Source organism: Bifidobacterium sp. CP2 (genome assembly GCF_018555635.1).
GTDB classification, from domain to species: Bacteria; Actinomycetota; Actinomycetes; order Actinomycetales; family Bifidobacteriaceae; genus Bifidobacterium; species Bifidobacterium saguinibicoloris.
In genome coordinates, this window is sequence record NZ_JAFEJX010000001.1 from 233003 (window position 1) to 250791 (window position 17789).

The 17789-nt window shown below is 68.4% G+C and carries 16 protein-coding genes and 1 riboswitch; of the genes, 2 read left to right on the forward strand and 14 right to left on the reverse strand.

All coding sequences use genetic code 11. The features are described from left to right. Positions 1-78: 78 nt before the first annotated feature. The 8 genes from JS531_RS00910 to JS531_RS00945 all read right to left on the reverse strand — a co-directional run bounded on the left by JS531_RS00910 (position 79) and on the right by JS531_RS00945 (position 7749). Positions 79-927 carry an inositol monophosphatase family protein gene (locus JS531_RS00910; protein WP_214311332.1) on the reverse strand — a complete coding sequence of 283 codons (849 nt, stop codon included), beginning with the start codon at positions 925-927 and terminating at the stop codon, positions 79-81. A gap of 113 nt (positions 928-1040) precedes the next feature. After that, on the reverse strand, positions 1041-2705 hold the full coding sequence (dop, locus tag JS531_RS00915) for a depupylase/deamidase Dop (RefSeq protein ID WP_214311334.1): 1665 nt from the start codon (positions 2703-2705) through the stop codon (positions 1041-1043). Between the two features lie 125 nt (positions 2706-2830). After that, on the reverse strand, positions 2831-3547 hold the full coding sequence (gene alsE / locus JS531_RS00920) for a D-allulose 6-phosphate 3-epimerase (RefSeq protein ID WP_214311336.1): 717 nt from the start codon (positions 3545-3547) through the stop codon (positions 2831-2833). A gap of 82 nt (positions 3548-3629) precedes the next feature. Further along, on the reverse strand, positions 3630-4748 hold the full coding sequence (locus JS531_RS00925; RefSeq protein WP_214311337.1) for a PTS fructose transporter subunit IIC: 1119 nt from the start codon (positions 4746-4748) through the stop codon (positions 3630-3632). A gap of 103 nt (positions 4749-4851) precedes the next feature. Continuing rightward, entirely contained in the window at positions 4852-5163 is a 312-nt protein-coding gene (locus tag JS531_RS00930; protein WP_214311339.1) for a fructose PTS transporter subunit IIB, read from the reverse strand. Positions 5164-5256: 93 nt separating this feature from the next. Next, positions 5257-5724 carry a fructose PTS transporter subunit IIA gene (locus JS531_RS00935; protein WP_214311340.1) on the reverse strand — a complete coding sequence of 156 codons (468 nt, stop codon included), beginning with the start codon at positions 5722-5724 and terminating at the stop codon, positions 5257-5259. Between the two features lie 100 nt (positions 5725-5824). After that, positions 5825-6253 carry a PTS sugar transporter subunit IIA gene (locus JS531_RS00940; RefSeq protein WP_214311342.1) on the reverse strand — a complete coding sequence of 143 codons (429 nt, stop codon included), beginning with the start codon at positions 6251-6253 and terminating at the stop codon, positions 5825-5827. Then, positions 6250-7749, reverse strand: coding sequence for a transcription antiterminator (locus JS531_RS00945; protein ID WP_240541968.1), 1500 nt, complete (start codon positions 7747-7749; stop codon positions 6250-6252). Before JS531_RS00945 ends, JS531_RS00940 begins: the two co-directional genes overlap by 4 nt. 339 nt (positions 7750-8088) lie before the next feature. Here JS531_RS00945 and JS531_RS00950 point away from each other — a divergent pair, with 339 nt between their 5' ends. Continuing rightward, positions 8089-8802 (forward strand): HAD family phosphatase, encoded by a 714-nt coding sequence (locus JS531_RS00950; RefSeq protein WP_214311344.1) that lies wholly within the window; start codon positions 8089-8091, stop codon positions 8800-8802. 16 nt (positions 8803-8818) lie between these two features. Here JS531_RS00950 and arc read toward each other — a convergent pair whose 3' ends face one another. Both arc and JS531_RS00960 read right to left on the reverse strand, forming a co-directional pair. Then, positions 8819-10393, reverse strand: coding sequence for a proteasome ATPase (gene arc, locus JS531_RS00955; RefSeq protein ID WP_214311352.1), 1575 nt, complete (start codon positions 10391-10393; stop codon positions 8819-8821). Positions 10394-10437: 44 nt separating this feature from the next. After that, positions 10438-11154 (reverse strand): DedA family protein, encoded by a 717-nt coding sequence (locus tag JS531_RS00960; protein WP_214311650.1) that lies wholly within the window; start codon positions 11152-11154, stop codon positions 10438-10440. Positions 11155-11228: 74 nt separating this feature from the next. Here JS531_RS00960 and serB point away from each other — a divergent pair, with 74 nt between their 5' ends. Further along, complete coding sequence (serB, locus tag JS531_RS00965) at positions 11229-11948, forward strand: phosphoserine phosphatase SerB (protein WP_214311354.1); 720 nt, start codon at positions 11229-11231, stop codon at positions 11946-11948. 83 nt (positions 11949-12031) lie between these two features. Here the strand turns inward: serB and fmt are convergent, their stop codons facing one another. The 4 genes from fmt to metK all read right to left on the reverse strand — a co-directional run bounded on the left by fmt (position 12032) and on the right by metK (position 17715). Continuing rightward, positions 12032-13003, reverse strand: coding sequence for a methionyl-tRNA formyltransferase (fmt, locus tag JS531_RS00970; RefSeq protein ID WP_214311356.1), 972 nt, complete (start codon positions 13001-13003; stop codon positions 12032-12034). 181 nt (positions 13004-13184) lie between these two features. Further along, complete coding sequence (locus JS531_RS00975) at positions 13185-13898, reverse strand: HAD family phosphatase (RefSeq protein WP_214311358.1); 714 nt, start codon at positions 13896-13898, stop codon at positions 13185-13187. Between the two features lie 119 nt (positions 13899-14017). Beyond that, positions 14018-16411, reverse strand: coding sequence for a primosomal protein N' (locus tag JS531_RS00980; RefSeq protein WP_214311360.1), 2394 nt, complete (start codon positions 16409-16411; stop codon positions 14018-14020). A gap of 74 nt (positions 16412-16485) precedes the next feature. Continuing rightward, the gene (gene metK / locus JS531_RS00985; RefSeq protein ID WP_214311362.1) at positions 16486-17715 is read right to left on the reverse strand and encodes a methionine adenosyltransferase; all 1230 of its coding nucleotides are present in this window, start codon (positions 17713-17715) and stop codon (positions 16486-16488) included. Beyond that, a riboswitch (SAM riboswitch) is annotated at positions 17711-17779 on the reverse strand. Its footprint overlaps the gene before it by 5 nt. Positions 17780-17789: the final 10 nt, after the last annotated feature.

The window sequence follows — 17789 nt, forward strand, 5'->3', positions numbered from 1 at the left end:
GGGATCCTCATCCCGGGGCCCGTCATGCGGCCTTGCGGTCCTGCGGGCCTGCGGCCGCGCGGGTCTCACTCCGGAGGCTCACTCCTGCACGAGGTAGGGCTTGAGTTCGCGGTCGATCATGCCGTTGGTGCACAGGACGTCGTTGTTCTGACGCCAGTGGATGGCGTTGCCGTTCCAGCGGCGCAGGGTGCCCTGTGCCTCCCAGACGACCACCGCGCCGGCGGAGATCGCGGGGACGTCCCACTCGTGCAGCGTCGGCTCGAAGTACGCGTCGTACGTGCCGTCGGCCACCTTGCACAGGTCGAGCGACGCAGGGCCGACGCGCTTGATGTCGGCCGGACGGGCCTCGGCGAACGCGGCGACGGTCTTGAGCGCGCGTTCCGCCTCGCTTGGCACGTACGACATGCCGAAGCTCACGACGGCGCCGTCGAGCGTGGAGGTCATCGACGGGACGACCTTCTCGCGCTTCTCGCCGACCGGGGTGCTGCGGATGCGCAGCGCTCCGGCCCCGCGGGCGGCCAGATAGGTCTCGCCGAGCACCGGGGCGTGCACGACGCCGAGGATCGGCTGCGCGGAGCCCTCCTCGTTGAATTCGAACAGGGAGACGGTGACCGTCCATTCGCTCATGTTGCGCACGTAGTTGATGGCGCCGTCGATCTTGCCGACGCACCAGTAGCGCTGCCCGGGGCGGGACTGCGCGGGACGGGTCTGCCAGAAGCCGTCGAAGTGCTCCATATCGGCGAGACGTCCGGAGATGTAGCGCAGGAGACGGCCGTCCACCTCCACGTTGAACTGTTCAGTGGGATTCTCGCGGGAGATGATCATGTTGTGCGGGGCCATCTGGTCCTGCAGCGCGTGCCTGCCGGCGGCCTGGACGATGTCGGCGACCTTCATCGCGAGGTCGCGCAGATTCTCTTGTTGTGCCATAACTGCCGATTTTATCCGCTGCGGGTGCATCCGCGCAATGAGCGGCGGCTGCGACTGCCGCCGCGGCGCACTTGGCCGGCCGTCCGCCGGCGTCCGACGGACGGTGCGGACGGTCAGCGTGCGCGCGCAATCGCGCCGACGACGTCGGCCGCGCACGTCGCATGCGCGAACGCGCCCTCGACGTCCGTCTTGCGGAAGGCGAGCGGATCGGACATGTCGAGGCTGACGAGGTCGCCGGGACGCACGCTCGTCGCCTCGGCGGCGGACGTGTTGCCGTACGTGTCGGCGAACGCGTCCTCCCCCGCCGCGCGCGGCGTACGGACGGTGATGTGCGACCAGCTGGCGGCGACGACGTCGGCCGGGTACGTGCGCACGAGGGCGGCGCGCAGCCAGGCGCGCGTCGTCGCGGGGGCCTCGCCGGCGGCGCGGGCGAGCGTCGCGTCGTCGACGAGGCGTTCGGCCCGTCCGGCGGCCTTGAGTTTGGCGAAGACCGACTTCGTCGGCTCGAGCGCCGCCCAGCTCAGGTCGACCGCGGCGAGGCGCGGGTCGTCCCATGCGGCGCCGGTCTTGCGGCACAGCTTCTCGAGGAGCTGCCATTTGAGGAGCCATTCGACGCGTCCCGCCTCGGCGCGCATCGTGAGGCGCGCGTCGTCGTCGGCGTGGCGGATGGCGGCGACGTCGGCGAGCGCCTGTCCCCACATGGCCATGATGTTGCGTGTCTGACGGTCCTCCCACGCGGGCTCGCCCGTGGTGTCGGTGCCGAGCGTGGCTGCCGCGACCTCGTAGACGGCGCGGCGCAGTTCGACCTGCATGAGCCAGGCGGTGGTCTCGCCGCCGTTGTCGAGCTTGAGCGGCGCGGACAGGGTCAGGTCGTGGGAGACGGTGTGGACGGCCTCCACCGGGTCGGCGAGACGGAGCCGGTCGAGCAGCGTGGGGAGGTCGTAGCCGGCGGCATCCGCGTGTTCGAGCGCCCACAGCAGCATGGAGGTGACGCCGAGCTTGAGCGCCTGCGGCACGTCCATGCGGTTGGCGTCGCCGACGATGACGTGCAGGCGGCGTTTGTCGCCGGTGGCGTGCGGTTCGTCGCGCGTGTTGATGATGGGCCGGTCGAACGTGGTCTGCAGGCCGATCTTCGCGTGGATGTAGTCGGCGCGCTGGCTCAGCTGGTATCCGGGCGTCTCGCTCTTCTCGCCGATGCCGACCCTGCCGGAGCCGGCCCAGATCTGGCGGGAGACGAAGTGGAGGGTCATGAGGGCGGCGACGTCCGCGAACGGGACGGCCCGGTCCATCAGGTAGTTCTCGTGTGTGCCCCAGCTGGCGCCCTTGCCGTCCACGTTGTTGCGGTGCAGCGCGATCGGATGTCCGGTCGCGGCGATCTCGGGCGTGGCGCCCGCGGCGCGGGCGGCGGCGAGCATGAGCCGGTCGCCGGCGTGGTCGTAGGCGACGGCCTCGAACGGGTCGGTGGTCTCCGGCGCGGAGTATTCGGGGTGCGCGTGGTCCACGTAGATGCGTCCGCCGTTGGGCGCGATCACGTTGGTGATGTTGAGCTGCGGCGCGTCGGTGAGCATGTCGGGCCGGGCGGCGGCGCGGTCGAGGCGCGTGCCGCGCGCGTCGTTGACCGGGTCCTCCTGCCGGTAGTCCCAGCGGATGTGACGCGTGTCGTCCGTGGCGGCGGCGCCCACCACGTCGAAGCTCAGCCTGACCGGCTGGCCGTAGGCCACGCCCGGCTGCGAGACCGCGTATTCGGTTTCCGTTCCCATCACTCGTCTGACGCTCATGTGGTCCCATGATAGACGTGCGCCCGGCCCGCCTTGTGGGCGGTGCCGGGCGCATGTCCGTCAGGAATGGATCAGGCCGATGGCCTGGGGGCGTGGGTCACGCGGCCCCGAAGGGCCGGCGGGACTCACTTGGCGGTGGTGTACAGGCCGTTGTCGAACGCGAAGCCGGTGCACTCCTCGTACTCGGAGACCATCTGGTTCCAGGAGGCTTCGATGTCGTCGGTCAGGCCGAACAGGCCGGAGCGGCCGATGACGTAGACGTCCGGGTCGGCGTCGGAGATCATCTTCCAGTGGGCCTTGTTGGTGGAGCCGTCCATCTCGATCTCGTAGCCGTAGCCCTTCTCCTCGCGCAGCTTGCGCAGTTCGACGATCTTGTCGAGCGTCGACTCGAGGAAGCGCTGGCCGGCGAAGCCGGGGTCGATGGTCATGATGGTGATCTTGTCCAGCAGGTCGATGTACGGCTTGATGATCTCGATGGAGGTCTCCGGGTTGAGCACGGCGCCGGCCTTGAGGCCCGCGGCGTGGATCTTGTCGATCATGGAGAAGGCCACGCCGTTGGCCACCTCGGACGGGAAGCAGATGTAGTCGCACTTGACCTCGATGAGGCGGTCGACCCAGAACGGGGCGTCCATCACCATCATGTGCGCGCTCATCGGCACGTCGGAGATCTTGCGCACCTGCTCCACGAACCACGGGGACAGGGTGATGTTCGGCACGAAGTGGCCGTCCATCACGTCGATGTGGAAGGAGTTGACCTTGTCGTTCAGGAACGTGATCTGCTCCTTGAACTGGTCGAGGTCCATCGTCATCAGGGACGGGGAGAGCTGAATCTTGCGGGTCATTGGTAGCTGATGCTCCTTAATGTTGCAATGTTCCTTGTTGGTTGTTGTTGCGTGGCCTGTCGTGTCGTCGCGGACGGACGGGTCACATGACCTTGATGTCGTCGAGGTCGAGTTCCTCTTCCTCGGCGGAGGAGGTGTTCACCGCGTCGAGCTGGTCGGCCGGGATGTCCTTCTTGATGAGCGCGTAGACCACGCCGGTGACGAACACGTTGGCGGCGATGGCCAGGAGGCCGACCCACCAGTTGGCGCCCATGGTCGGCAGCATGAGGAAGCCGCCGAACGGGACGGTCGCGCCTTCGCCGTGGGCGAGGGACATGAGGATGGCGCCTTCCACGCAGCCGCCGAGGCCGGCCGCCACGATGCCGCGGACGAGGTCGTTCATGACGATCGGGATGGTGCCCTCGACGATGTTGACGACGCCCATCGGGACGGAGGACTTGAGGGTCTCGACCTCTTCACGGGTGTAGATGTTCTTGCGCAGCAGCTTGGCGACGAGGAATGCGAAGCCGAAGCCGATCGGGGTGGCGGTGTTGGTCAGCTGCAGGGCGGTGACGGCGCCGTTGAGGCCTTCGGCCTGGAGGGTCAGGGCGAACGCGAACGCGGTCTTGTTGATCGGGCCGCCGAAGTCGACGATGGACAGGGTGCCGAGCACGGCGCCGAAGATCAGGTTGGACGCGCCGGACATGGACTGCAGCAGGTTGGTCAGCCACTCGGTGAACCAGGCCACCGGGGTGCCGATGATGTAGACCATGATCAGGCCGGCGGCGAGGGAGGCGAGGAACGGCACGATCAGGGTCGGCATGAGGCCCTTGGCCCAGGCCGGGACCTTGACGAACTTGATGACGGCGACGGCGAGCCAGCCGGCGATGTAGCCGCCGATGATGCCGCCGATGAAGCCGGCGGAGATGGAGTTGGCCGCGAGGCCGACCACGAAGCCGGGGGCGATGCCGGGCTTGCCGGCGATCGAGAAGGCGATGCCGGTGGCGATGATGACCGGCAGCATGCCCAGGGCCTTGCCGCCGAGGGTGGCGAGCGCCTGGAAGAAGTCGAACTGGCCGGACACGAGCGCGTCCTGGCTCTTGCCGCCGAACGCCATGCCGATGGCGATGACGAAGCCGGCGCCGCACACGATCGGGATCATGTACGAGATTGCGGTGAGCAGATGGCCCTTGAAGTTGGCCGCCTTCCAGAAGTTCTTCATTGCAACTTCCTTCCTTGTGGTTGTTTCTTGTTCTCTTCTGTTCTGTGTTCTATTCGGTTATGGGGTGGAGGCCGCGCCTTGTGGGCGGGGCCTCACGGCTGTGTCACTTGCCGGCGATCTCGTGCAGCTTGGCGACGAGCTTGTTCGGGGCCTTGATGGCGGTCTCGGTGGAGACCTTGACGACCTTCTTGCCGGCGAAACGGTCCTCGTTGGCGATCTTGATGTCGACGGCGAGGATGACGATGTCCGCGTCGGCGATGTCCTGGGCGGTCAGCTCGTTCTCGATGCCGATGGTGCCCTGGGTCTCGATCTTGACCTCGTCGCCCGCGGCCTTGGCGGCGTCCTCGAGCTTCTGCTGGGCCATGTAGGTGTGGGCGATGCCGACGGTGCAGGCGCTGACTCCGACGATCTTCATGATGGATTCTCCTTTGGTTTGTTGATTGATTGGTTGGTTATGTTGGTTTCGCGTTGGAAGTGTGTGATGTGCGGCGCGGGGCCGCGGGACCGCTCAGTCCTGGAAGGCGGCGATGACCTCGTCGGCGTCCTTGGCCTGGAGCAGCGCGTCGACGACGGCCTGCTGGGCCATCTTGCGGGCGAACAGGGAGAGGAGGCGCAGGTGGTCGTTGGAGCCTTCGCCGGACGCGCCGACGGTGAACATGACGACGAGCTTGGCACCGGTGTCGTCGAGGGACTCCCATTCGATCTCGTGGTCGAGGATGGCGATGGCGACGCCGTTGCGCTTGACGGTCTCGCTGCGGCCGTGCGGGATGGCGATGTGGTTGCCGATGCCGGTGGCGCCTTCCTTCTCGCGGTCGTGCAGGGCGTCGATGAAGGCGTCGACGGACTCGACGTAGCCCTGCTCGAACAGGCGCTCGGCGAGGGTGCGGAACACGTCCTCCTTGGTTTCGGCCTTGACGTCCGTGAGGATCGTGTTGCGATCGAGCACGTCGTTGAGGGTGAGGGCGTTGTCTGCCATGATGGTTTCCTTTCTCCTGTGATTGGTCCCGTATGGTTGTCGGTTATTGGTCTTGTGTGGTCGGGGCGCCGCGTCCGTGCGGCCGCGTCCGCCGTGTCCGTCAGAGGAAGTTCGATGCGACCTCGTCGCGGTCTCCCCGGCTGTAGACGCCGATCACGTCGTCGTCGGCCAGCGCGGTGAAGAACCGTTTGACGGCCTCGCCGTCCTCCTCGGATGGCTCCGGCGGCAGCACGGTGAACACGAACCGGTCCACCTGCGCCCCCGAGCTCCAGTCGGCGAGCGGCCGGGCGAGCTTGACGAAGAGGAAGACCCCTTCCCCCGCGTCCGGGCATGCGGCGTGCGGGATGGCCATGTTCTCCGCGGCGAGCGTGTCGCCCAGGTCCTCGCGCTCCATGAGCGCCTCGGCGAGGCCGCGGCACCGTTCGAGCGGGATGAGCCCGTGCTGGGCGAGGTAGACGGCCACGGTGTCGATGAGCGTGCGCTTGTCCGGCGCGGCTAGCGTGGGCTCCCAGATCATGAATCGTCTCATCGGGCCATCGCCTCCCTGCGGATGCGGTTGGCCTCCTGCTCGAGCCGGTCCTGGTCCTCGAGGGTGAGCATCGCGGACACCACGAGCGTGGGGACCGTGATCTCCTCGGGCAGGCGGACGGTGGAGACGACCAGGTCGATGTCCGGGTGCTTGGCGAGCTCCTGCGCGAGCGTGCGCGAGGAGACGGTCTCGACGATGCGGAATCCGGAGAAGCGCTTGGCGATCTTCGCCTGGAGCAGCTGCGCGGTGCCGAGCCCTGTGGTGCACACGAGCAGCAGGTTGAGCGGCATGGGCGCGCGCTCCACGGCCTGCGCGAAGTGCACGGTGATGAAGCCGAGCTCCTCGTCGTCGATGTGCGGCAGGCCGCGGCGCTGCTCGATCTCGAGGCAGGCGGCGCTCACCACGTTGAACAGGTACGGGTATTCGAGCTTGATCTGCTCGAGCAGGTTGTTGGCCACGCGGATGTTGTTCCGCAGGCGGTTCATCAGCGGCTTCATGTGCAGCGACAGGTGGGCGAACAGGCCCTGCTTGTCGATGGTGCGGAACGCCGGGTCCTCGGTGACGAGGTCGATGAGCTCGTCGGTGACCTCGCGCACGTCCTCGGGGATCTCGTGCGGGTCGAGCTGCGCGAAGTCGATGCGCGAGGAGGTGAGGTACTGGTACAGGTAGTAGACCTCGATGCGCGGCAGCGTGGTGCCGAGGTAGGCGTCGAAGTTGCCGATGACCTTCTCGCACACCTGGGTGACGCCCTTGTGGTGCTCGAGCATGGCCTCGTCGAATTCGCTGGGTTCGCCGTCGTCGATGAGCGAGCCGACGCCGCGGAAGCGTTCGATGAGGATGTACAGGTGGGTGAACAGGTTGACGCTGTACGGGTAGGGCACCTCGGCGTGGGTGAGGTCCTCGATGAGGTCGAGCTGGTGGGAGACGAACGCCACGTCGCGCTGCTGCACGTCATGGTCGGCGCGCATGAACTGGCCGTTGGCGATCGCGTCGTCGGTGACGAGCAGGCTGGCCATGGCGCGGCGGATGTCGGTCTCGGTGCCGGACACCCAGATGATGTCGCCGCTGCGGGCGAGCTCGAGCTTGAACTTGGCGAGCATGCGGCGCAGGGTGCGCAGGTCCACGGCGATGGCGGACTCGCTGATGTAGAACTTGCCCCACAGGTCGTCCATGCGGTACTGCTGGGGAGCGGTGATGAGCAGACGCTTGATGATCTCGTCGCGGCGCTCCACGGAGCTCAGCGCACCGCTCTTCTCGCCTTCGCCGACGAGGTCGCGCTGGGCGAAGTAGTTGGAGGAGTTGAGGCGGTAGCCGCGGCCGCGCTGCGACTCGACAATCGGACCGTTCGCGGACTGCTCGTTGACGTGCTTGACGATGCGGGAGATGGTCTTGGTGGACACGCCGAGGACCGCGGACAGCTCCGTTCCGGGGACGAAATCACGACGGTTCAGCAGGTAGTTGATCAGTGATTTGTTGTATCCGGCCGTCATCGCCATTCGCCTCCTTCGGTGGTCTCCATTGCCTTGCTTCGTTGACATACATCAATGTATGACAGCCTTGCAGCCGAAAAGTCCGTTGCAGCGACACATCTTTGTCCGTTGGCTAGGGACATTGCAACTTGTCCATTGGCAACGGACAATCGCGTGTCCGTTGGCTGCGACATGGTCCCGTGTCCGTTGCCAAAAGCCCGGAACGGTGCGCCACGCCGCCCTCCACGGCCTCCGCCCGCCCTACGATGGGAGACGAGGGACGGGGTGTGTCCCTTGGGCAACGGACATCCGTTGAGGACATTCATAAGGACGTCCATAAGGACATTGCTACGGGAAGGAAACGCGATGAAGGGTTGGCCCGGTGAGAGGGAACTGACGGTGCCGTTCGACGAGGTGCTCGCGCTCGACGCGTCCGCCGCGCACGAGGGGGCGCCGATCCGCGACGTGATCTTCGATTTCGGCAACGTGCTGGTCGATTGGGATCCGGAGGCGCTGTTCATGCCACGGTATTCGCATGAGCGCGTCGAGGCGTTCCTCGACAACGACGTCTCCGGCTTCTACGACGCATGCGACCGCATGGACTGCGGCATGAGCCCGGAGGACGGCATCGCGTGGATGCGCGAGACGCACGGCGAACGCTGGGCGGAGATGCTCACGTACTATTTCGACAACTTCCTCGACTCGCTCACCGGCACGATTCCCGGCATGCGCGTGCTCGTCGACGACGTCAAGGCCGCGGGACTCGGCGTGTGGGGCCTGTCCAACTGGCAGAGCCAGACCATCGGCATGGCCGAGGACGCGTACGCCGTCCTGCGCGCGCTGGACGGCCGCGTCATCTCCGGCGAGGTGCGTCTACGCAAGCCGGATAAGGCCATCTACCGCAAGGCGTTGGAGACGTTCGGCATCGACGAGGCCACCGCCGTGTTCGTGGACGACAGGGCGTCGAACGTCATCGGCGCGAATCGGGCGGGCCTGCGCTGCATCCGCTTCCGCGACGAGCGCGGCCTCAGGCAAACGCTCATCACGGCCGGCGTGCCGATCCCGCAGGTCGCCGACTGACGGCGTCCCGGAGGCGTCAGGCGGCGACGGGACGGATGGCGGTCACGGCGCCCGCGTCGAACCCGTTGACGCGCGACCATTGGACCGGATCGGAGTCGAGGAGCGAATCGCGGGTCTCCGCGTACTCGTCCTCGACGGCGCGGGCGAGCATGTCCACGCCCAACGCCACGTCGCGTCCGGACGTGACGGACGCCTTGACCGCGTACGTCTTCGCACGGTCGACGACGTTCCTCAGGCTCGCACCGGAGACCACGTCGGCGAGGAACAGGGCGCGCCACACGCCGTTCTCGTCGCGCACGTCGGCCAGATGACGGCGTGCGGAACGCGTGTAGATGTCGCGTACGAGCACGGCGGTGAGCGCCTCCGCGTCCACGCCGGGCTCGAGCGGCAGGTCGTCGGTCAGATAGTGGCGGACGATGGCCGCGGCGGCCTTGGCGTCCGGGCGGTCGATGCGGATCTTCACGTCGAGGCGTCCCGGACGCAGCACGGCCGGGTCGATCATGTCCACGCGGTTGGAGGCGCCGATCACCATGACGTTGCCGAGCGACTCCACGCCGTCGAGTTCGGCGAGGAACTGCGGCACGATGGTGGTCTCCACGTCGCTGGAGACGCCGGAGCCGCGCGTGCGCAGCAGCGAGTCCATCTCGTCGATGAACACGATGACCGGGCGGCCGTCCGCGGCGCGTTCGCGCGCGCGGCGGAAGATGAGTCGGACGAGGCGCTCCGATTCGCCGACGAACTTGTTGAGCAGCTCCGGTCCCTTGACGGACAGGAACACGCCGGCGCCGTCCGGGCCGGCGCCGGAGCCTTCGGCGAGCGCGTGCGCGACGGCCTTGGCGATGAGCGTCTTGCCGTTGCCGGGCGGACCGTACAGCAGCACGCCCTTCGGCGGCTTGAGGTCGTAGCGTTCGAACAGGGTGCGGTGACGGAACGGCAGTTGGACGGCGTCGCGGATCCGGTCGATCTGCCGGTCGAGGCCGCCGATGTCGCGGAAGGTGACGTCCGGCGTCTCCTCGAGCACGAGGTCCGCGTCGTCCTCGTGCGGGAGCGCGCCGATGGCGAGCCTGCCGGACGGGTCGACGACGACGCGGTCGCCTTTGGCGAGCATGGCGTGCGCGAGCGGCGTGGCGCGGCGCGTCACCGTGGGGTTGCCGCCGCCGTCGGTGACGACGAGACGGCCGTCGTCGAGCGTTTCGGCGACGGTGCGGACGGGGCCGACGCCGTCGACGTCGCGTTGTTCGACGAGGACCATCTTCTCGTTGAGCACGACGGTGTGTCCGGCGGCGAGGCGCGCGGCGTTGAGGTTCGCGGCGACGGGCACGACCATGCGCCGCGCGCCGGCGATCACCTCGGCGCTGGCGTGCTGCACGCCCATGTCGTCGATGCGGGACGAATCGACCTTCACCATGGTGGCGAAGGTGAGCGGCGGCTGGGCGAGCTGCGCGAGCTGCGACTTCGCCTTGGTGAGCTCCTTGCCGGCGCGGTTCAGCGCCTCGGCGAGCGCGTGGTTCCTCGCCATGAGGCGGTCGTTCGCCTCCGCGAGCTCGCGTGCGGTCTGTTCGCGTGCGGTCCGCGCGTCACGATCGTCCATCGCGTCTCCTCTCCCGGACGTCCCCTTCCGGGGCGTCCCGTCGTTCAGTCGTTCCGTCGCCTGTTCCCCATCACTGTACGTACCTTGCGTACGGCCCACACGGCGATGACCACGATGAAGGCGACGATGACCACGTTCTCGAACACGTCGAGGATGCCGAGGATCGAGCACCAGCCGGCGCCGAGGAAGTAGCCGGCGGAGACGAGGACCGTGTTCCAGACGGCGGAGCCGAGCAGCGTCCAGCCGGTGAACTGGAGGAAGTTCATGCGGTTGAATCCGGCGGGGATGGAGATGAGCGAACGGACCACGGGGATGATGCGGCCGACGAGCACGCTCCACGTGCCGTAGCGGGTGAACCAGTCGTTGGCCTTGTTCACGTCCTTGCGGCTCACGCCGGGGATGACGTCGGCGGCCTTGTGGATGCGGTGCAGTCCCACCCAACGGGAGATGCCGTACAGCGCCCACGCGCCGATGAGGGAGCCGAGGGTGGCCCAGACGATCGCCCCGACGAGGGTGAACGTGCCGCGCGAGGCGGTGAAGCCGGCCAATGGCAGAATCACCTCGGAGGGGATCGGCGGGAAGATGGATTCGAGGGCGATGGCGAGCGCCACCCCGAAGCCGCCGACGGCGTCCATGAGGGCGACGAGCCAGTCGGTGATGGTCTGGATGAGGCCGCCGCTGCCGGTGGGGCAGACCGGCTGGGCAGACGCCGCGAATGTGGCGGATGCGGCGGATATCGGGGCGGTCGTCAGGGATGTCATGGTCGTGGTGGCGTCGAGGATGGCGTCGGAAATCATACGGGGCATTGTCCCAAGGTTTTTCGACAATCGGAGGCATGACTGACGAAACTGCGCAATCCCTTGACGAGACCACGGCTGCCGGCGTGACGGGCGCCTGGGGCTTCCCGGAGCCGCCTACGCTGGCGAAGCCGGGCCTGCTGGTGATGGACATGGACTCCACGCTCATCGACGAGGAGGTCATCGACGAGCTCGGCGAGGCGGCCGGCTGCGGCGAGGAGATCGCGGCCGTGACGGAGCGTGCGATGCGCGGCGAACTGGAGTTCTGCGACGCGCTGCGTGCCCGCGTGGCGCTGTTGGAGGGCCTGCCGGTCTCCGTGTTCGACACGGTGCATGACCGGCTGCATTTCACGAACGGCGCGCTCGAGCTCATCGACGTGCTGCACGCGCACGGCTGGAAAGTGGGCGTCGTCTCCGGCGGATTCCACGAGGTGGTGGACCGGCTCGCCGAGGAGGCGCATCTCGACCACAGGCTCGCGAACCGTCTCGAGGTGAGGGACGGCAGGCTCACCGGCCGCGTGCTCGGCGAGATCGTGTGCAAGACGGTGAAGCTGCACGCGCTGCGCGAGTGGGCGAAGCGCGACGGCGTCGACATGGCGCAGACCGTGGCGGTGGGCGACGGCGCGAACGACATCCCGATGATCCAGGCGGCCGGGCTCGGCGTCGCGTTCTGCGCGAAGCCGAAGACCCAGTTGGCCGCGCACGCGTCCATCAACGAGCGCGACCTGACGAAGGTCCTCGACTTCCTGCGCCGCTAGTCCGCGCCCATCCGCACCTCGTCCCGCCCGTCCCACGACGCGGTTGCGGTGGTGGGACGGGCGTCAGGCGAGGCAGGTGGTGGTCAGGCGAGGCGGGCACCTTCCGCGAGGCGGGCGCCGCGGGCCCAGTCGGCGGCGCGCATGGCCTTTTTGCCCTGCGCCTTGACCTCGGTGAGTTCGAGCGGCGTGGTGCCGGTGCCGACCCACACGTTCCGCTTGCCGGTCTTGAGTTCGCCGGGGGCGAGGGATTCAGGCGCGTTCGGGTTCGCGCCCGGCTCGACCGGCTGTGCGCGCAGCACGTGCAGGGTGGTCGGCTGCGTATCGTCCCCGACGCCGGCGTGGAGCTCGCACCAGGCGCCGGGATGCGGTGTGCAGGCGCGGATCTGGCGGTCGATGGCCTCCACGGATTCGGTGAAGTCGATGCGCGCGTCCTCGACGGTGATCTTGTGCGCGTACGCGAAGTCGCCTTCGGGCTGGGGCGTGTACACGGCGGTCCCCTCCCCCACGCGCGCGAGCGCGTCCACGTACATGGGCGCGCCCTCGTGGGCGAGGCGGTCGAGCAGTTCGCCGGAGGTCTCGCGTCCGGTGAGTTCGACGCTCATCGTGGCGATGACGGGACCGTCGTCCAAACCTTCGCCCACTTTGAACACGTCGGCGCCGGTGGTCGTGTCGCCGGCCCAGATGGAACGCTGCACGGGGGCGGCGCCGCGCCACAGGGGCAGGTTGGAGAAGTGGAGGTTGTACCAGCCGAGCGGTACGGCGTCGAGCACGTCCTTGGGCAGGATGTTGCCGTAGGCGATGACGGCGGCGATGTCCACGTCGAGGCCGCGCAGCGTGTCGAGGAAGCCGGGGTCGCGGGGTTTCGCGTCGATGACGGGGATGCCGAGCTCGAGCGCCGCGGCCTTGACGGGGCTGGGCTTCAGTTTGCGGCCGCGGCCGGTGGGCGCGTCGGGGCGGGTGAGCACGGCCGCGACCTCGAAGCGCGGGTCCGCGGCGAACGCCTTGAGGGACGGCACGGCCACGTCGGGCGTGCCGGCGAACAACAGTCTGGTCATGTATGCGGTTTCCTTTCCCTGCGGTGTTTCGTGGGCATATGAGAGCCCCGCACCCAAGGATGCGGGGCGAGGTTCACGGTTTCGTGGTTTCGTGGTGAACGGATGGGGCGCCGGCCGCGAGGATCCTCACCGACCATGCGGACGGCGGGTCATGGCATGGGCCGTGCCGCCCCGTCCTGCCTCACTCCACGCTCTGCACGTCGGGGATGCCGACGCCGGCCTCGATGAGCAGTTCGCGCAGTCGGACCGGGTCCCGGAAGCGCACGCCGCGGATGCCGGCCGCATTGGCGCCGACGATGTTCATGGCCTTGTCGTCGATGAACACGGCGCCGTCCGCGGTGATGCCGAATTCCTGAAGCGCACGCTCGTAGATGTCCTTGTGGGGTTTGCGCAGCTTCACGTAGCCGGAGACGACCTTGCCGTCGAGCTGCTGGAGGATGGGCGTGGCCCGTTCGGCGATGGGGAACAGCTCCTTCTCCCAGTTGGACAGGCCCCATACGCCGATGCCGGCCGCCTTCAAGTCGTTGACGAGGACGCGCGCGCCGGGCACGACGCCGGTGAGGGAGTCCTCGAAGTTGTCGAGGTAGTACTTGAGCATGTCGGCCCATTGGTCGCCGCTGTGCTCACGCATCCAAGCGACGCCCTCCTCGGGGGTGGCGCCGCCGTCCATCTGGTCGTTGGCGTCGTAGAAGCGGGAGATGTCGTTGTCGAGGAACCGGTCGATGGTGGCCTGGTCGTAGCGTGGGATGAGCACGGCGGCGGGATCCCAGTAGATGAGCACGTTGCCGAAGTCGAAGATGACGTCGGTGATGGGTTTGCCCGCGTTGACGGCCGCTTCGCCGTCCGCCACGAGCACGTCGTATTCCATATCCGGTTCGCCCGGCCAGCCTTTCATCGTGGCTCCTTCCGTTGCCGTGATCCGTTGTCTGTTCGTCGCGTCCGTCGTGCCCGCGCGTTTCGGACGATGCCGCACGACGCGCCCCGTATCCCATGTTCCCATGCGTGCGGGACGGGTCAGATGAGGTCCTTGCGGTCGAGTTGGAAGCGCAGTTCGCCCGGTTCGCGGGTGGCCGCGTGGCGTGCCGCCTCGTTTCTGAGCCGTTCGGCGAGTTCCTCGCGCCGCGCGTGGGGTACGCGGATGACGGCGCGGACGCGGTCCGCGGTCACTTCGAGTTCGCGCGCGTCCACGGTGCGCGGCTGCGGGATGGGTACCGGTCCGAGCACGCCGGGCATGGTCTGCGAGGGGTCGGCCCGCATGGCGGCGTCCATGTCGTCCGTGGGACTTCCCTCCTTCGTCTCGGTCGTCCGGGATGCCCGTATGGGGCAGAGGGCCATGTCGCCGTCGAGCGCGCCGACGGCTTTGAGCGCGCGCATGACGGTGTCCCGTCTGCCCCAGACACAGGCGACGCTGACGACCGGCGGCATGCCGGTCTCGCGGCGTTCGGCGAGTTCGCGCGAGGCGAGGAGCGTGGAATCCCAGAGCATGAGCGATTGGGCGATGGCCGGGTCGGTCTCACCGAGCAGCAGCACCTGGCCGCCGACGGTGCGCGGCGCGCAGAGGCTTGCGGCGCGCATCCACGCGGCGAGCGTGTCCACACGGGCATCGAGCCCCGGCGCGTACAGGCTGGTCCATGCGTCGAGGATCGCCACGGCCGCGTAGGAGCCGTACCGGGGCGTGCCTCCCGCTGTGTCTTGCGGCATGCGGACGCGTGGTTCGGCGCCGGGTGTGGCGATGACGATGAGCGGCCGGTAATCGATGAGTTCGATGGGCCCGCCGGGCTGGCTGGGGCTGGACAGCAGGACGGGGACGCCGCGGAACAGGCCGCGCAGTTCGTCGGCGGTGCCGGCGGCGCCGACGCGTACGACGCGCAGACGGTCGCCGTGGCAGTGCGGGCATGTCCAGTTGGAGGCGGCGGCGCCGCACCAGCGGCAGCGCGGCACGGGGTTATTGCGTACGCGTTGCAGGGGGCCGGTGCATTTGCGGCAGCGCGCCTGGCGCAGGCACTTCGGGTTGGCGCAGCTCAATGTCTCCGAGATGCCGTCGGAGGGGATGGAGAAGAGGACGGGACCGCCGCGCAGCGCCTCGCGGATGTTGGCCACGGCCACGTGGGGTACGCGCGCGCCGATGGAGGGGTCGGCGAGCCGGGCGAGCTCCTCGCGGTTGAGCCAACGCACCCATGGCGTCGCGTCCTTCAATACGGTGGGCAGCGGACGAATGGCGGTGCTCGGTCCGCTCACCGCGTCCGCCATGCCGATGCGTTCCGTGGCCTCGAGTTGGCTGATGGGGCTGCGCGCGTTGGCGAGCGCGACGAACACGCCGTCGTGCGACCGGGCGCGCAGACGCAGCACGCCGCGCGCGCGCGCGTAGGGCATCATGCCGTCGGCCTGCTGGTAGGCGATGTCGTCCATGATGGCGAACAGGGCTGGCCCTTCGACGGGCGCGTACATGGCGGCGCGCGGGCCGATGGCGCATCGGACCTGTCCGGTGGCGAGGGCGAGGTAGGCGCGGTAGCGGTCCATGGGCGGCATGTCGGCGGCGAGGACAGCGACGTCACCGGTCCATCCGCCGGTGCCGGAACGGCCCGGACCGAACGGCGCGAAGCCGAGTTCCCCGAGTGAGGCGAGCACGTCGTGCGTCTCCTTCATGCCGGGCAGGACGATGACGGCGGCGTGTCCGGCGGCGAGCGATTCGGCGGCCATCCAGGCGAGCGCAGTCGCCGCCTGTCCCACGCCGGGCAGCGGGTCGACGACGAAGGATCGGAAGGCGCGGCCGTGCAACGCGTCGCGCAGGTCGCGCATGCCGTCGCCGTACATGGCGGCGATGCGGTCGTATCGTGCGTCGACGCGCGTCGACGCCTCGGCGGACGGCCCGTCGCCGCCCTGTCCCGTCGGACCGGCGGCGGGCCGTCGTCCGGCGAATCCACCGGTCTCCGCTCCCCCGTCGCGGCTGAAGCCGGCGACGAGACGCTGCTCCTTCTCCACTTTGGCGACGCGCGGAGGGACGGCTAGACGCAGGATGTTGGCGCGCGTGCCGCCGTACGCGTCGGCGATGAGCGTGATGTCGCGGCGCATGGAGGCGGGGACGAGCACGTCGCCGCCGAGCACGCGCTCGAGGTATCGCAGGGCGGAGGGTGCGGTATCGCTGTGGTCGGCGCGTTCCCAGACGACGCCGTCGACACGGCGGCCGCCGAACCGCACGCGCACGAGCGTGCCGGGCACGGCCGCGTCCGCGTCCTTCTCGTCGACGAGATAGTCGAACGTGCGGCCCAAGTGCGTGGCCTGCACGTCGAGTACGACGCGCGCGATGGGGTCCTTCCCCGCCGGCGTATGCTCGGCGGGCGCGCGACGGCGCCGCCTGCGGGGGGCGAGCCCGTCCAACGCCAGCTGTTCCGCGTCCGTTCCTGTCATGGAACCCATGGTAGCGGCAACGACAAGGACCGGTAGATATCTACCGGTCCTTTGCAATCAGACGTGTCACCGAATCAGGCGAGCTCGGCGATGGCGGCCTTGAGCTCGTCGACCTTGTCCGTGGCCTCCCACGGGAAGTCGACGTCGGTGCGGCCGAAGTGGCCGTAGGCGGCGGTCTTCGCGTAGATCGGGCGCTTGAGGTCGAGTTCGTCGATGATCGCGGCGGGACGCAGGTCGAAGACCTTGCGCACGGCCTGCTGGATCCGGTCGCGGGTCACGCCGCCGATCTCGGTGCCGAACGTCTCGACGTTGATGGACACCGGGTCGGCCACGCCGATCGCGTACGCGACCTGCACCTCCACGCGGTGCGCGAGTCCCGCGGCGACGATGTTCTTCGCCACCCAGCGGGTCGCGTACGCGGCGGAACGGTCCACCTTGGACGGATCCTTGCCGCTGAACGCGCCGCCGCCGTGGTGGGCGGCGCCGCCGTACGTGTCGACGATGATCTTGCGGCCGGTGAGTCCGGCGTCGGCGGCCGGGCCGCCGAGGATGAACGAGCCGGTCGGGTTGACGAGCTGACGGTAGTCGTCGTGCTTGAGCGTGTCGCCGAGGACCTCGTCGAGCACCGGGTCGATGACGTGCTCCTTGAGCTCCTTCTCGAGCCATTCGTGCGTGGCCTCGGGATCATGCTGCGTGGAGATGAGGACTGTGTCGACGCGCAGCGGCTTGTTGTCCTCGTCGTATTCGATGGTGACCTGCGTCTTGCCGTCCGGGCGCAGGTGCGGCACCTCGCCGCTCTTGCGCACCTCGGCCAGACGGTAGGCCAGACGGTGCGCCAGATGCACCGGCAGCGGCATGAGCACGTCGGTCTCGTCGGTGGCGTAGCCGAACATGACGCCCTGGTCGCCGGCGCCCTGCGCCTCGTAGCGCTGTTCACGGCTGGCGGCGGATTCCTCGGCCTCGCTCAGACGGGAGACGCCCTGGTTGATTTCGGCGCTCTGTCCGGTGATGGCGACGATCACGCCGCAGGAGTCGGCGTCGAGGCCGACCTCGGACGAGGTGTAGCCGATGCGGCGCAGCGTCTCGCGCACCTTCGCCTGCACGTCCACGTAGCCTTCGGAGGTCACCTCGCCGAAGACGAGGAACACGCCGGTGGCGGCGGAGGTCTCGACGGCGACGTGGGATTGCGGGTCCTGACGGAGCAGGTCGTCGAGAATCTCGTCGGAGATCTGGTCGCACACCTTGTCCGGATGGCCTTCGGTGACGGATTCGGCGGAGATGAGCTTGCGCTCGTGGTTGGTCATATCATCCCTCTTTCGGACTTATCGCCCCGCTCGCGCATACCCGCCGGCGAGGCACAATGATACGGATTGTTCTG

What these genes read in the sequence shown, in the direction of transcription:
- metK (WP_214311362.1), bottom strand. Translation starts at nt 17,715, where the DNA reads ATGACCAACCACGAGCGCAAGCTCATCTCCGCCGAATCCGTCACCGAA.
- dop (WP_214311334.1), bottom strand. Translation starts at nt 2,705, where the DNA reads ATGAGCGTCAGACGAGTGATGGGAACGGAAACCGAATACGCGGTCTCG.
- JS531_RS00930 (WP_214311339.1), bottom strand. Translation starts at nt 5,163, where the DNA reads ATGAAGATCGTCGGAGTCAGCGCCTGCACCGTCGGCATCGCCCACACC.
- JS531_RS00975 (WP_214311358.1), bottom strand. Translation starts at nt 13,898, where the DNA reads ATGAAAGGCTGGCCGGGCGAACCGGATATGGAATACGACGTGCTCGTG.
- fmt (WP_214311356.1), bottom strand. Translation starts at nt 13,003, where the DNA reads ATGACCAGACTGTTGTTCGCCGGCACGCCCGACGTGGCCGTGCCGTCC.
- JS531_RS00980 (WP_214311360.1), bottom strand. Translation starts at nt 16,411, where the DNA reads ATGACAGGAACGGACGCGGAACAGCTGGCGTTGGACGGGCTCGCCCCC.
- JS531_RS00910 (WP_214311332.1), bottom strand. Translation starts at nt 927, where the DNA reads ATGGCACAACAAGAGAATCTGCGCGACCTCGCGATGAAGGTCGCCGAC.
- JS531_RS00945 (WP_240541968.1), bottom strand. Translation starts at nt 7,749, where the DNA reads ATGGCGATGACGGCCGGATACAACAAATCACTGATCAACTACCTGCTG.
- JS531_RS00925 (WP_214311337.1), bottom strand. Translation starts at nt 4,748, where the DNA reads ATGAAGAACTTCTGGAAGGCGGCCAACTTCAAGGGCCATCTGCTCACC.
- serB (WP_214311354.1), top strand. Translation starts at nt 11,229, where the DNA reads ATGACTGACGAAACTGCGCAATCCCTTGACGAGACCACGGCTGCCGGC.
- JS531_RS00950 (WP_214311344.1), top strand. Translation starts at nt 8,089, where the DNA reads ATGAAGGGTTGGCCCGGTGAGAGGGAACTGACGGTGCCGTTCGACGAG.
- JS531_RS00935 (WP_214311340.1), bottom strand. Translation starts at nt 5,724, where the DNA reads ATGGCAGACAACGCCCTCACCCTCAACGACGTGCTCGATCGCAACACG.
- alsE (WP_214311336.1), bottom strand. Translation starts at nt 3,547, where the DNA reads ATGACCCGCAAGATTCAGCTCTCCCCGTCCCTGATGACGATGGACCTC.
- JS531_RS00940 (WP_214311342.1), bottom strand. Translation starts at nt 6,253, where the DNA reads ATGAGACGATTCATGATCTGGGAGCCCACGCTAGCCGCGCCGGACAAG.
- arc (WP_214311352.1), bottom strand. Translation starts at nt 10,393, where the DNA reads ATGGACGATCGTGACGCGCGGACCGCACGCGAACAGACCGCACGCGAG.
- JS531_RS00960 (WP_214311650.1), bottom strand. Translation starts at nt 11,154, where the DNA reads ATGACATCCCTGACGACCGCCCCGATATCCGCCGCATCCGCCACATTC.